Consider the following 13,294-nt stretch of genomic DNA (forward strand, 5'->3'; position numbering starts at 1 on the left):
GTTGGATGTGAAGAGAGTGAGGCCGGCCTCACCGCGGGATGTGAGGAGGTTCGCGCGGGCCGGCCTGGATTGAGAGGTTGTTGTTCGTGGTAAGTGTCGGTGTCAGGCCGTCCGGCCGGTCTCACGGCCGGACGGCCTGCGGTCCGCCGATCACTCGGCTTCGGCCGCGCCCTGCTCTTCCTTGAGGAAGACCTTGTCCTGCATCTTCACGAACGGGGTGTAGATGAGAACGGAGATCACGCCGATGATGACCTGCAGCAGCGCGCACTTCCAGCCGCCGAGGATGAAGCCGGAGATGATCGGCGGGGTGGTCCACGGCACCTGGACGGCGCCGAACGGGGCGATGAGGCCGAGCGAGACCGAGCCGTACATGATGATCATGGCGACCATAGGCGTCAGGATGAACGGGATCAGCATGATCGGGTTGAACACGATCGGCAGGCCGAAGATGACCGGCTCGTTGATGCCGAAGACGCCCGGGACGATGGAGAGCTTGGCGACGGTGCGCATCTGCTCGGACTTGGCGAAGATCAGGGCCGCGATCAGCAGGCCGACGGTCAGGCCGACGCCGGAGTACTTGCAGAAGCAGTCGATCATCTGCGGGGTCAGGTAGTGGAAGCCGTTGGCCTTGGTGTACGGCGCGGTGCCGGCATCGAAGAGCTTCTGGTTGCTCAGCGTGTTGGCGAGCAGCAGCGGGGTGACGACGCCGGAGACGACGTTGGCGCCGTGGATGCCGCACCAGAACAGCAGCGACATGAGGACGATGATGATGATGGCGCCGGCCCAGGTATCGGTCAGGGACTGCAGCGGGATCTGGAGGATCTTGAAGATGAGCTCGGTCAGGGACAGGCCGCCGAAGACCTTGCACAGGTGGTACAGGATGGCGGAGCCGGTGACGACGAACAGGCCCGGGATGAGGGCGGAGAAGGCGTTGGTCACGCCGGCCGGAACCGCGTCGGGCATCTTGATCTTCAGGTCGTGCTTGATGCACAGGGTGTAGACCCAGCCGACGAGCAGGCCCATGATGATGGCGGAGATGATGCCGTTGGAGCCGGTCCAGGTCTGGTTGAAGATGCCGGAGAGCTCCGCGGTCTTCTTGCCCAGCTCGGGAACGTTGTCCTTGGTCAGGCTCATCGAGGACGGGGAGACGATGAAGAACGCGACCAGCGACAGCAGGCCGGAGGAGATGCCGTCGCACTTCTCGTTGCGGGCGTAGGCGTAGCCGATGCCGACGGCCACGATGATGGCCAGGATGTTGAACGTCGCGGCGTTCACCTGGTTGATGCCGGCGTTCCACTCATCGCCGAAGATGCCGGCCATGAAATCGCTGTAGCCGTCGAACGGCAGGTTGCCGATCAGCAGGAACAGGGAGCCGATCAGCGTGGCCGGCATGGTCAGGACGAAGCCGTCCTTCAGGGCCACCAGCGCCTTGAGGCTGGCGAACTTCATGAAGCCATTGAGCATAGCGTCGCCTATGGCTTGCATTTTCTCCTTCATCGTTTTTCCTTTCCTTGGATGGACTACGGCATCCATCCCATGTCCCTTATCCCGTCATTCAATGCCGAAAGACATCCACAACTTGCATTGTTGTCTATATCTTTTTGGGTTGTTTAAATAACGATGACTTAAGTATATACCCAGCGCACACGGTGTCAAATCAGGGCGAATGCCGCACCCGAAGCCGAAAAACGCCGTCGTTCCGCCATTGTTAGCGCATACAAAAAGGCCCGGCGACACGCCGGGCCTTAACTTACGTAAATCGCTTTTAAAAAGCGTACCAGAATTTCTCCGGGCACGCGCCTCGCGTCATTTCATCGAGGCCATCGCGTAGAACTTCGCGTTCCTGTAGTGGTAGAGGTTCTTCGAGGCGTTGAACAGCTTGCCGTTCGTCAGGAACGCGTCGTCCTCGATGCAGATGGCGGGATCGCCCTCGTTGAGCTCGAGCAGGTGGGCCGCCTCGCCGCCCAGCCAGTCCATATGGATCACCTTGTCGACGAAGCCGAAGTTCAGGCCGAGATCGTCATGCACGTAGGAGTACAGGGACCCCTTCGCGATGTCCTCGTTGAGGAAGGGCACGTATTCCTTGAGATACCAAGCGGTCTCATAGCACAGCGGCTTGTCTTCCACGCGGCGCAGACGCACGACGCGCCACACCGGCGAGCCGACGGCGCAGCGCATGCGCTTCGACAGCGCCTCGTCGGTCTTCTCCAGCGCCACCTCGCACACCACCGATGTGACGCGGTTGCCGCCGAAATCGGCCGAGATGCCGTACGAGGTGCCGATCGGCATGTAGCCGCTGTCGCGCCCCTCACGCACGAACACGCCGTTGCCGCGCACGGGAAACACCTCCCCCGCCTCGGCGAGCACCGCGATGGCGCCGCGCACGAAATACCGGGAGAGCCCGTACTCCGCCATCAGCTGGTCCTCCGTGGGCAGTTTGCCCGTCTGCGAAAACTCCCCATCCGCGATGCGCTTCTGGATCTTCAACGCCAGTTCCCGCTGCTTGGAAGCCATAACCACCCTTTCCGTCCGGACGCGCGCGGCCGCCCATCGGCCGCCCGGGCAAGCGGATGCGCCGAGGACCGGCATACGGTGCCGATCGCCGACTATTACACATCACCGACTTGTCCACATAACCCGAGCACTATAGTACGCCCACGCCGCCGACGGGCCGAACGAGAAAAAGGCCCGGCCGGTCCCGCGGGGAGTGCTCATCCCACGGGACCGGCCGGGCCGGAAGGAGGTGACCCGGGTGAAGGGGAAGACCGGGTCACGGATGAATGGCGCGGCGGGCGATCCGGACGAAGGGGAATCCGGACGTTCCCGCCGCGCCAAGTGTGGTGGTGTATCGGCCACCCGTAGGCGATTGGATCAGTCGCCCCAAGCGGGCTTGTAGAAGTCGCCGTTGAGGGCGGCCTCGGCCTTGGCCTTGGCCTCCTCGAAGGTGACCTCGGCCAGCTGGGCGCGCACGTCGTCGAGGGCGACCGGCGTCATCGACAGGGAGTTGACGCCGATGCCGGTGAGGATCACCGCCAGATCCGGATCGGCCGCGGCCTCGCCGCACACGCCGACCGGCATGCCGTACTTGTTGCCGGCGTCCGCGATGAGCTTGATCATGCGCAGCACCGCCGGGTGCCATGCGGTCTGGTAGTTGGAGACGGAGCCGAGCGTACGGTCGGCGGCCATCGTGTACTGGGTCAGGTCGTTGGTGCCGATGGAGACGAAGTCCGCCACCTGGGCGACCTTGTCGGCCATCACGGCGATGGACGGCACCTCGGCCATCACGCCGACCTTCTTCAGGCCGAAGCTCTTGCCGAGCTTGACGAAGTAGGCGGCCTCATGCTCGTCGGCGACCATCGGGGCCATGACCCACAGGTCGGCGTCGGTCTGGGCGTCGGCGGCGGCGAGGGCCTTGAGCTGGCCTTCCAGGACCTCCTTGTGCACGCGCAGCGTACGCAGGCCACGCAGGCCGAGGGCCGGGTTCGGCTCGTCCTCCGGGGTGAGGAACGGCAGCGGCTTGTCGGCGCCCGCGTCGAGCATGCGGATGACGACCTTCTTGCCCGGGAACTGGGCGAGCAGCTCGGCGTACGCCTTGGTCTGCTCCTCGACGCTCGGCGGCTCGGAGTTGCCAATGAACAGGAACTCGGAGCGGAACAGGCCCACGCCCTCCGCGCCGTACTCCAGGGCAGTCTTGCCGTCGGCCGGCTTGCCGAGGTTGGCGAGCAGCGGCACGTGGTGGCCGTCCTTGGTGCCGCCGGCCTGGCCGCGCAGCTCCTTGGCGCGGGCGGCCTTCGCCTTGGCGTGCTCGGCCTCCTGGATCTCGGCCTCGGTCGGCTCGGTGACGACCTCGCCCTTGGCGGCGTTCACGATGATGGTCTCGCCGGTCTTGAGGTCCTCGGCGCCGGCCGCGGAGACGACCGCGACGATGCCGCGGGCGCGGGCCAGAATCGCGGTGTGCGAGGTCGGGCCGCCCTGCGAGGTGACGATGGCGAGGGTCTTGGTGAGGTCCAGGCTGGAGGTGTCGGCGGGGGAGAGATCCTCGGCGACGAGCACGAACGGCTCATCGGACTCCGGCACGCCGGGGGCGGGCACGCCACGCAGCTCGGCGATGACGCGCTGGCCGACGTCGTGCAGGTCGGCCGCGCGCTCGGCCTGGTAGCCGCCGATCATCCTGAACATCTCCTCGACCTGGGCGAAGCCTTCGAGCACGGCGCGCTCGCCGGTCTTGCCGCCGTTGACGAGGTTCTGGATGGAGGTGGCGAGGGCCGGGTCGGAGGCGAACATGGCGATGGCCTCGAGAATCGGGGCGGCCTTCTTGGCGCCCTCATCACCGTTCTTGGCCTCTTCGGCGCGGTGGTTCAGCTCGGCGTTGACGGTGGCCAGGGCCTTGGTGACGCGCTCGTTCTCGACGACGGCGCTGATCGACGCGTCACGACGCACGTCGGCCGGCTCCTCCAGCGGCGGGGCCATGCGGATGACCTTGCCCACAGCGACGCCACGTCCGATTCCACTTCCGGTGATAACCATGTTGAGCACTCCTTTATGACTTTCGTTTCACCGCCGGCATGCCTGCGGCTCATCCCGCAGCAACCACCCTCTTGCTTCGCAAGCGGGTAATCCATTTACCGACATGTGTCAGTATACACAGAAAAACCATTGTGGCAACGCCGGTAATCGTTTTCTGCGTGTCGCGGAAAAACGTGCTATAGTGCTTACCAGCGCACATCAGTGACTGACGCGCGTGAAGGAATCCAGTAAGACCAAAGGAGTGCTCCATGGCAACCGCCACCCGTTCCACCGTCATCAACGACCCCGTCGGCATCCACGCCCGTCCGGCCGCCGAATTCGCTCAGGCCGCCACCGCCTCCGGCTGCACGGTCACCATCGCCAAGGGCGACGGCGCCGCCGTCCCGGCCGGCTCCATCCTGTCCGTCATGGGTCTGGGCGTCAAGCAGGGCGACACCGTCACCCTGACCGTCGAAGGCGACAACGCCGAAGCCGTGGTCGACTCCCTGGTCGAGACCCTGACCAAGGCCTGATTCGATGCTTCCGCCCGGCCGCAAGGCCGGGCCACGGGAACCCGCATCCGACGCGATTGCGCATACGCGTCGGGCCGATTCCTCTCCTATTGCAAGGCGAATTCGCCGTCCGCGCGGTATCATGCTGTGGCGGGCGGCGATTTTGTTTTTCCGCACATATGCGCACATAACAGGAAAGGGCACAGCACCATGGCCAACCGGGCGGCGAAATCCCCCAGTTCCATCCTCGAGGTCGCCACGCTGGCGCAGGTCTCGACGGCGACGGTGTCACGCGTGCTCTCCGGCCGCCGCGCCAAGGACGACGACATCGCGCACCGCGTGCGCAAGGCGGCCGCCGAACTCAACTACTCCGTCAACTACGCGGCCAGCGCGCTGCGCAGCGACGTGACGAACACGATCGGCCTGGTCATCCCCTCCGCGACCGACAGCTTCAGCGCCGGTCTGCTCGACGCGCTCGAACCGGTCGTCGACTCGGACAGCCGCCAGCTGCTGCTCGGCATCGGCGCGAGCGAGGCCATGCAGGCGGACCGCATTGAGGCGCTCTGCTCGCGCAAGGTGGACGGTCTGATCGCCGTCACCTCCGCCGGCAACGACCTGTCCCGCGTGTTCGACCGCTATGCGGACACGATTCCGATCGTCCAGGTGGGCGGCGACCAGCGCTCGTTCCGCACGAACATGGTCTCCATCGACGAGAACACGGCGATGGAGTCGATCATCCGCCATCTCGCCGAGCAAGGCGTGAGATACGTGGCCTACCTCGCCGGCAAGGAGGTCTCGTTCGAGTCGGCGGAACTGTTCGCCATGTTCCACACGCAGCTGCGCGCCGCCGGCCTCGACACCGTCAGCGCGTGGAACCGTTTCGGCGATTCGACGGTGCAGCGCGGCTTCGACTGCACGATCCGCCTGTTCGGCGAACACGGCCACCCGGATGCGATCGTCTGCGCGGACGACACGATCGCGTTCGGCGTGATGATGGCCCTGCACGCACTCGGCATGAGCGTTCCGGAGGACATCAAGGTGGTCGGCTACAACGACTCCCCCATCGCCTCCGCCACCCTGCCGACGATGACCTCGGTACGCCCGCCCTACGACCGCATCGTCGCCGAGTCGCTGCGCCTCATCGAGGCAGGCCCCGGGCACCCGAGCCACGTCGCCCTGCCGCCGCAGCTCATCGTCCGCGTCTCCAGCACGAAGCGCTGACGCGTCGCCTCGCGACGACGCGTCCCGCGCCCGCGGGCACCGGATGGAGTCACGGGATCAGCGCGCAGAACAACGCTTCGAAGACGAGCGTCGGATTGCCGTTGCCCATGAGCCGTTTGCGGGCGCGCGCCACCTCGTCGAGCCGTTCCAGCGTCGCCTCGCGCGACAGTCGCGCCGCCAGCTCGGTGATCGCCGCACGGTTCTCCAGATTAATGATCCCAACCGCGTCCTCCGCATCGTTCTGCAGGACGGCGATGTCGCGGTAGACGGACGCGATCGAGTTCAGCGCGCGGTCGAGCACGTCGCGGCTGCGACGCGTCGCCCGCCGCTTCATCTCGTCCTTCTTCGCGATCGCGTTGTACGCGCCGCGCAGTTTCGGCGGGATGCGGTCGTCCGGCCCCAGTCCGTTGACGCGGCGAAAATCCGCCTCGGCCTTCGCCGCCTGTCCGGCCACGTCCACTTCGGCCTGCGCCTTCGCGTTGTCGATGAGACGGCCGGCGAGCAGCACCGCGTCGGACGCCTTCGCGAGTTCCAGCACGCCGACGACGAGTTCGTCACGATCGGTCATGACGCGTTCGTCGGTCGCGTACAGTTTCGCGATGCCGATATGCCCTTCCGCGAGCCGCGCCGCGCGTTTCGCCACATGCGGGTCCGCGCCGGCGTTCGATTCCAGGTAGGCGGCGACCGCGTCGGCGGGCGGCACGGCGAGGTTCACGATGCGCGTGCGCGAACGAATCGTCGGCAGCACGTCCTGCGCGCTCGGCGCGCACAACAGCCAGATGCAATGCTCGGCCGGCTCCTCGATCTCCTTGAGCAGCACGTTCGTCGTGCGTTCGAGCATGCGGTCGACGTCCTCGATGATGATGATGCGCCACGGCGCGGTGCTCGGCATCTGCTCGGACACGCCGATCAGCTCGCGTACCTCGTCGATGCCGATCGTCACCTTGTCGGTGGCGAGCACGCTCACGTCCGGATGCGTGCCGGCGAGCACCTGCTTCGTGACCTTCGTCGGCTCGTCGTCCATGCCATGATCGGGGCTTTCAAGCGCGGCGGCGAACGCGCGCGCGAGGTTCGAGCGGCCCGATCCGGGAGGTCCGCAGATCAGCCACGACTGCGCGATCTGCTTCGGATCGCCGGCGGCGATCGCCTTCAGCCGTTCGACGACCGGCTGCTGCCCGATGATCGCCTCCCATACGCTCATCGCGTCTCACCGCCCGCCGTCAGCGCCGCGAGATCGCGTTCGATGCACGCCCACACCGCGTCGATCGGCTGCGACGCGTCGACGACGCGGAACCGGTCGGGCTCGGCGGCGGCGAGCGTGAGAAACGCCTCGCGCGTGCGGCGCTGGAAGTCGTCGCCCGCGGATTCCATGCGGTCCTCGTCGTGGGTGAGACGGGAGTGGGACAGCGACGGATCCATGTCGAGCAGGTAGGTGCGGTCCGGCAGGAGGCCGTTCGTCGCCCACATGCTCAATTCGCGGATTTCCGCGGCGGTGAGTTCGCGGCCGCCCGCCTGATAGGCGAGGGAGGAGTCGAGATACCGGTCGGTGATGACCACCGCGCCGCGTTCCAACGCCGGACGGATGACCTCGGCGACGTGCTGGGCGCGGTCGGCGGCGAAGAGCAGCGCCTCGGCGCGCGGGGCGATGTCGGCAGCCTCCGCGACGGGGACGCCGTGGAGGAGAAGGCTGCGGATGGCCTGTCCCAGCGGGGTGCCGCCGGGTTCCCGGGTGACGACGACCTCGCGGCCCGCGGCCTCCAATGCCGCGCGCAGCCGCTCGACCTGCGTGGTCTTGCCGACGCCGTCGACGCCTTCGAACGAGATGAACAGTCCGGTAGTCATGGTGATGATCCGCCGCTATTTCTTCTTCGCGGTTCTGGAGGTCTTGGGCTTGGCGGCGACGACCGGCGGGCGTTCGAAGCCTTCGTTCGCGGTGAGCCAGTCGATGTCGCCCTTCACGGTGGAGGCGGTGGAGCCGATCTTCTCCGCGATGCGCGTGTTGGCCCAGCCCTTCGCGGCGAGCTTCCTCACCTCGGCGCGGCGTTCGGCGCGCTTCGCCTCGACGGCGCTCACCTTCGGCGCGGCCTTGGAGCCCTTCGCCGCGGAGCCCTTGGCCCCGGAACGCCCGCGCGAGCCACCGCGCTTGGTGGCCGGTCCCATCGCGCGCTTCTCCGCGAGAATCCGGTACGCGTCCGCCGGCTCGATGGTCGCCGGATCGTACTGGCGCGGCAGCGTGCGGTTGGTCTCGCCGTCGGTCAGGTACAGGCCGAAACGGCCCTCCTTGATGACGACGGGCTTGCCGCTCTCCGGGTCGTTGCCGAGCGCGCGAATCGGCGGCTTGGCGGCGCCGCGCCCACGCCCGCGGTACTTGGGCTGCGCGAACAGGTCCTTCGCCTGGTCGATGGTGACGGTGAAGATCTCGTCCTCCGACCCCAGCGACCGGGTCTCGCTCGTCCCGTCCGCCTTCGTCTTGGTCAGGTACGGGCCGTAGCGGCCGTTGTTCGCGGCCACGGTCACGACGGCCGTCTCGCCGGTCTCCGCGTTCGTCTCCTCGTAGGAGCCGACCTCGCGCGGCAGACCGAGCAGCTTCAGCGCGTCCTCGAGCGTCACCGATTCGGGGCTCATCGTCTTGAACAGGCTCGCCATCTTCGGGCGCGGCGCATCCGACTTGCGCGAACGGCGCGGGGCCGGCTTGCCGGCCGCCTCCGCTTCCTTCGCGGCCTTGCGCGCCGCGGCCTCGGCCTCGGCCGCCTCGGGCGTGATCAGCGCGACGTACGGCCCGAACCGGCCGTTGCGCACCTCGACGGTGCCGCCGGTTGCCGGATCGGTGCCGAGCACGCGCGGACCGCCGGAATGGTTCTCGATCAGGTCGTGCGCGACCTCGACGGTCAGCTCGTCGGGTGCGAGCGTGTCGGGCAGGGAGGCGCGCTTCGGGTTGCCGTCGTCGTCGAGATGCTCCATGTCCTCGAGATACGGGCCGTAGCGGCCGACGCGCACGTGCAGGCCGTCGCCGATCTCGATGGTGTTGATGGCGCGCGCGTCGATCTCGCCGAGCTGCGCGACCTGCTGCTGCAGACCCTCATGCGCCTCGTCGGCGCTCTGCGCGGCGCCCTCGCCGGAGCCGAAGTAGAAGCGGGTGAGCCAGTCGCGGCCGGTCTCGCGCCCGTGCGCGATCTGGTCGAGGCCGTTCTCCATCTCCGCGGTGAACTGGTAGTCGACGAGCTTGGGGAACTTCGTCTCCAGCAGCTTGGTCACGGCGAACGCCAACCAAGAGGGGATGAGCGCGCGGCCGCGCTCGTACACGTAGCCGCGGTCGATGATCGTGGAGATGATCGACGCGTAGGTGGACGGGCGGCCGATCTCCTTGGCCTCCAGCGTCTTGACGAGCGAGGCTTCGGTATAGCGTGCCGGCGGCTGGGTCTCGTGGCCGTCCGCGTGCACGTCGGAGGCGGCGAGCGTCTGCCCTTCGCGCATCGGCGGCAGGGACGCGTTCTCGTCCTTACCCTTGCCGTCCTTGCCGTCTGCGGAGGCCTTGCCGTCGGCACCGGCCTTCGCGCCCGAGGCACCCGTACCGGAGGTCGCGTGACGCCCCTCCCCCGTCGCCTTCATGAAGCCGGGGAATTCGATCACGGTGCCGGACGCCTGGAACAGCGCGTCCTCGGCCACGCCGGCATCGTCGACGCCGGCGGGCGCGGAGAGCTTCACCGTGGCGGTGGAACCGGTCGCGTCGGCCATCTGCGAGGCGAGCGTGCGCTGCCAGATGAGCCGGTACAGCTTCAGCTGGTCGCCGGGCACCTTGCCCACGAGCTCGTCCGGATCGCGGAACCTCGCGCCGGCCGGGCGGATGCATTCATGCGCCTCCTGCGCGCCGGCGGTCTTCGTCGCGTACTGCTTCGGCGCGTCGGAGAGGAACTTCGAACCGAAATGGTATTCGACCGCGTCGCGCGCGGCGGCGATCGCCTCCTGCGAGAGCGTCACCGAATCGGTTCGCATATACGTGATGTAGCCGTTCTCGTACAGGCCCTGCGCGGCGCGCATCGTGGCGCGCGAGCTCATGCCGAGACGGTTGCCGGCGGTCTGCTGCAGCGTGGACGTGGTGAACGGCGGCAACGGGCGGCGGCGGTACGGCTTCGTCTCCATCGAGACGACGGTGAACGGCGCGTCCTGCAGGCGTTCGGCGAGCGCGCGCGCCGCCGTCTCGTCGAGCTGGCGCACGTTGCCGGCGAAGCCTTCCGGCGTGAGCTTGCCGTCCGCGCCGAAGTCCTTCGACGTGGCGAGACGTTTGCCGCCGAGCGCGACCATGCGCGCGTCGAACGCCGCCGTCTCGCCGGACGCGTCCGGCGCGGCGAGCGTCGCCGTCAGATCCCAGTAGGGCGCGCGGACGAACGCCATGCGCTCGCGCTCTCGCTCGACGATGAGGCGCGTCGCGACGGACTGCACGCGGCCGGCGGACAGTCCCGGCCCGACCTTGCGCCACAGCACGGGCGACAGTTCGTAGCCGTAGAGGCGATCGAGGATGCGTCGCGTCTCCTGCGCGTCGACCATGTCGGCGTCGACGTCGCGGGTCTGGTCGAGCGACTTCTTGATCGCGTTCTTGGTGATCTCGTGGAACACCATGCGCTTGACCGGCACCTTGGGCTTCAACGTCTCGACCAGATGCCACGCGATGGCCTCGCCTTCGCGGTCCTCATCGGTGGCGAGGTAGAGTTCGCTCGCGTTCTTCAACGCGGATTTCAGTTCGGAGACGGTGCGCTTCTTGTCGCCGTCGACGATGTAGTAGGGCTTGAACCCGTCGTTCACGTCGACGCCGAACTTGCCGTATTTCGCCTTGTCGGCGGCGGGCACCTGGCTGGGCTGGGCGAGGTCGCGGATGTGTCCCACCGACGCCATCACCGTGTAGCCGTCACCCAGGTATCCGCCGATCTTGCGGGCCTTGGTGGGAGACTCCACGATCACCAGCTTGGTGCCGTTCGCGGTGCGTGCTGCCATGACCTCTCCTTCACCTCTCCGTTATCATTCGTCACTGCTTGTTCGTCACTGCCGTCGCGGCGTCCGTGCGCGATGCCGACGCCGTACGGTGCCGTCGTGCTGTCATCATACTCACCAACGGTGGCCATCCGTGTGTCCGACGCCGACCGGACTGGCCGGGCGGCGCGCGGCGGCCGGCTCAGCGCCGTTTCGGCGGGGCCGGCGGCGCGCCGACGAGGCCGAGTCGCGTCAACGGCGCGGCGGTGAGCTGGCGCATCGCGAGCAGGAGGCCGGAGACGAGCGCCGTCGCGCCGCAGATCAGGATGATCGCGGCGGCGACCGCGCTGGAACGCGCCCATTCGGCGCTCATCAGCAGGCCGGGCACGACCTGCCAGACCACGTACGCGCCGTACAGGCAGGCGAACGCGCCGCCGGTGATCGCAATCGAGCCGACGATCTGCACGCCGGCGGAGGAACGGCGTTTGCCGGTCGCGTCCATGCCGGACGCGCGCGTGAACGCGAGCACGATCAGTGCGATGCCGGCGACCAGCAGCACGGACATGAGCGCGTCGGACGGGCGGTGCCATTGGCCGTTCACGACGGACAACGCGACGAACACGGTCCACAGCGCGCCGACGATCGCGGCGAGGAAACGCCATCCGCGGGAGACGGCGAACAGCAGGGCGACCGCGGCGGCGGCACCGAGGATCGTGTGGCCGCTGGGCGCGGAGTTGGCGGCGGCGATCTGCGTGTGGATGATGAACGGGCGCGGCAGCACGTCCTTGAGGAACGACGCGCCGAAGCACAGCAGGCCGAACGCGACGAGCTGGCCGAGCAGCCACCAGCGTTTGCGCACGATCGTGACGACGGCGGCGACGGCGGCGAGCAGGATGGAGCCGACGAGCACGGCCACGTGCGAGCCGGCGGCGAGGAGTCCCGCGAACCAGCCGGGCACGCTGTCGGCGAAGTAGACCTCGACCATGTCGTCGAACGACTGGCCGGTCTCCGTATGCACGCCGAGCCAGTAGACGCCCATCGCGGCGGCGACGAGCAGCAGGCCAAACACGACGCACAGCACGCGGCTCGACGTGCGCGGGCGGCGGGCGAGCACATCGTCGTCGGCGCGGCGACGGTCCGCGGCGAAGGCCGCGTCGTCGCCGACGGCGCGCAGGTCGACGCGCGCCGCGCCGGGCGCGACGGTCGGACCGTGGTCGACGGCGGTGCCGGAGATGTCGAGACCGTCCTGCGTGTCGGACACGGAGACATCGGCGACGTCGGACAGGGTACTAAACGCGGATGCCCGGTCGTCGGGGGACGCGGCGGAGGGGACGCCGGTCGCCAGCGCGGACAACGTAGGCGACGGGGACGGGACGCCGGACACGAACGGGGCGGACGGGCCGGCCGGACCAATCGGGCCGCCGGACGGGGATTGTGCGCCGACCGCGGGCCGCGCGCCGGTCGGGTCCGGCGGGGCGGGCAAATCGTCCAACGGTTCGAAATCGCGCAACAGGTTCACGGGCGCATGCGGATCACGGATCCGCGGGCTCTCGGGGGTCGTGGGTCGCTGTTCGTCACTCATGCCACCCACACTAGCCCACACACAGAGAAAACGGACCTCCGCGCCCCACATCTCATGCGCCCCGCTCCATCCCGCGCCCACCACCCATGCGCCCCCTTCAGGGGGAGCTGGCGCGCGAAGCGCGACTGAGGGGGCATCCAACGAACTATCCAACGAGCCCCCTCAGTCCGCCTATGGCGGACAGCTCCCCCACTTCCGTGGGGGCGCAAAGAAGAGAGCGGAGCGGGACGACTGCGACGGCGTCATCGCCGGCGGATGGGAACAAGTATGGAAAAACCTCCACACACCCGTCAGAGGCCGCTTACCCTTGCTGCATTCCTGCCCTGGGGGGTTTGGGCGACATAACGCCGTGCGGAGGCTCAGACCACTATACACCATCCCCGGACGAACGCACGGACGCGCGAGCGGACCGACCGGCGAACCAAGCCGAAACCACCCCAACGAACCACCCCGGCGACTTGTGAGGATTCCAAGGATAAACCCGCGTGGAGAACGGTCACACCGGGAC

The 13,294-nt window shown here is 67.8% G+C and carries 9 protein-coding genes, 1 other RNA gene and 1 pseudogene; 2 read left to right on the top strand and 9 right to left on the bottom strand.

The features are described from left to right. Positions 1-150: 150 nt before the first annotated feature. The 3 genes from AC1AYD_RS08340 to ptsP form a co-directional block, all read right to left on the bottom strand. Positions 151-1,497 (bottom strand): PTS sugar transporter subunit IIC, encoded by a 1,347-nt coding sequence (locus AC1AYD_RS08340; protein WP_476502962.1) that lies wholly within the window; start codon positions 1,495-1,497, stop codon positions 151-153. A gap of 309 nt (positions 1,498-1,806) precedes the next feature. Continuing rightward, complete coding sequence (locus AC1AYD_RS08345; RefSeq protein WP_476502963.1) at positions 1,807-2,514, bottom strand: GntR family transcriptional regulator; 708 nt, start codon at positions 2,512-2,514, stop codon at positions 1,807-1,809. A 357-nt stretch (positions 2,515-2,871) separates the two neighbouring features. Next, positions 2,872-4,527 carry a phosphoenolpyruvate--protein phosphotransferase gene (gene ptsP, locus AC1AYD_RS08350; RefSeq protein WP_476502964.1) on the bottom strand — a complete coding sequence of 552 codons (1,656 nt, stop codon included), beginning with the start codon at positions 4,525-4,527 and terminating at the stop codon, positions 2,872-2,874. A gap of 248 nt (positions 4,528-4,775) precedes the next feature. Here ptsP and AC1AYD_RS08355 point away from each other — a divergent pair, with 248 nt between their 5' ends. Continuing rightward, positions 4,776-5,039 carry an HPr family phosphocarrier protein gene (locus AC1AYD_RS08355; protein ID WP_101623155.1) on the top strand — a complete coding sequence of 88 codons (264 nt, stop codon included), beginning with the start codon at positions 4,776-4,778 and terminating at the stop codon, positions 5,037-5,039. A 189-nt stretch (positions 5,040-5,228) separates the two neighbouring features. Then, positions 5,229-6,239 (top strand): LacI family DNA-binding transcriptional regulator, encoded by a 1,011-nt coding sequence (locus AC1AYD_RS08360; protein WP_476502965.1) that lies wholly within the window; start codon positions 5,229-5,231, stop codon positions 6,237-6,239. A gap of 49 nt (positions 6,240-6,288) precedes the next feature. Here AC1AYD_RS08360 and AC1AYD_RS08365 read toward each other — a convergent pair whose 3' ends face one another. The 6 genes and pseudogenes from AC1AYD_RS08365 to ffs form a co-directional block, all read right to left on the bottom strand. Next, a complete protein-coding gene (locus tag AC1AYD_RS08365) occupies positions 6,289-7,440 on the bottom strand; it encodes a DNA polymerase III subunit delta' (protein WP_476502966.1) in 1,152 nt (383 codons plus the stop codon). Further along, positions 7,437-8,081: a dTMP kinase gene (gene tmk, locus AC1AYD_RS08370; protein ID WP_476502967.1), complete on the bottom strand. Its 645-nt coding sequence runs from the start codon at positions 8,079-8,081 to the stop codon at positions 7,437-7,439. The genes AC1AYD_RS08365 and tmk overlap by 4 nt, the downstream gene beginning before the upstream one ends. Positions 8,082-8,096: 15 nt before the next feature. Further along, positions 8,097-8,885, bottom strand: a complete 789-nt coding sequence (locus AC1AYD_RS08375; RefSeq protein ID WP_476503006.1) for a topoisomerase C-terminal repeat-containing protein — start codon at positions 8,883-8,885, stop codon at positions 8,097-8,099. Between the two features lie 114 nt (positions 8,886-8,999). After that, positions 9,000-11,228 (bottom strand): annotated as a pseudogene (gene topA, locus AC1AYD_RS08380) (type I DNA topoisomerase); the annotation flags it as partial. 178 nt (positions 11,229-11,406) lie between these two features. Further along, positions 11,407-12,786, bottom strand: coding sequence for a phosphatase PAP2 family protein (locus AC1AYD_RS08385; RefSeq protein ID WP_476502968.1), 1,380 nt, complete (start codon positions 12,784-12,786; stop codon positions 11,407-11,409). A gap of 267 nt (positions 12,787-13,053) precedes the next feature. Further along, positions 13,054-13,150: signal recognition particle sRNA small type (gene ffs, locus AC1AYD_RS08390), an RNA gene on the bottom strand. Between the last annotated feature and the right edge of the window lie 144 nt (positions 13,151-13,294).

Source organism: Bifidobacterium sp. LH_426 (genome assembly GCF_056356875.1).

Bases quoted from the DNA above. Each gene is read 5' to 3' on its own strand.
- AC1AYD_RS08375 (WP_476503006.1), bottom strand. From the start codon at position 8,885: ATGGCGAGCCTGTTCAAGACGATGAGCCCCGAATCGGTGACGCTCGAG.
- AC1AYD_RS08340 (WP_476502962.1), bottom strand. From the start codon at position 1,497: ATGAAGGAGAAAATGCAAGCCATAGGCGACGCTATGCTCAATGGCTTC.
- AC1AYD_RS08385 (WP_476502968.1), bottom strand. From the start codon at position 12,786: ATGAGTGACGAACAGCGACCCACGACCCCCGAGAGCCCGCGGATCCGT.
- AC1AYD_RS08355 (WP_101623155.1), top strand. From the start codon at position 4,776: ATGGCAACCGCCACCCGTTCCACCGTCATCAACGACCCCGTCGGCATC.
- AC1AYD_RS08345 (WP_476502963.1), bottom strand. From the start codon at position 2,514: ATGGCTTCCAAGCAGCGGGAACTGGCGTTGAAGATCCAGAAGCGCATC.
- AC1AYD_RS08360 (WP_476502965.1), top strand. From the start codon at position 5,229: ATGGCCAACCGGGCGGCGAAATCCCCCAGTTCCATCCTCGAGGTCGCC.
- tmk (WP_476502967.1), bottom strand. From the start codon at position 8,081: ATGACTACCGGACTGTTCATCTCGTTCGAAGGCGTCGACGGCGTCGGC.
- ptsP (WP_476502964.1), bottom strand. From the start codon at position 4,527: ATGGTTATCACCGGAAGTGGAATCGGACGTGGCGTCGCTGTGGGCAAG.
- AC1AYD_RS08365 (WP_476502966.1), bottom strand. From the start codon at position 7,440: ATGAGCGTATGGGAGGCGATCATCGGGCAGCAGCCGGTCGTCGAACGG.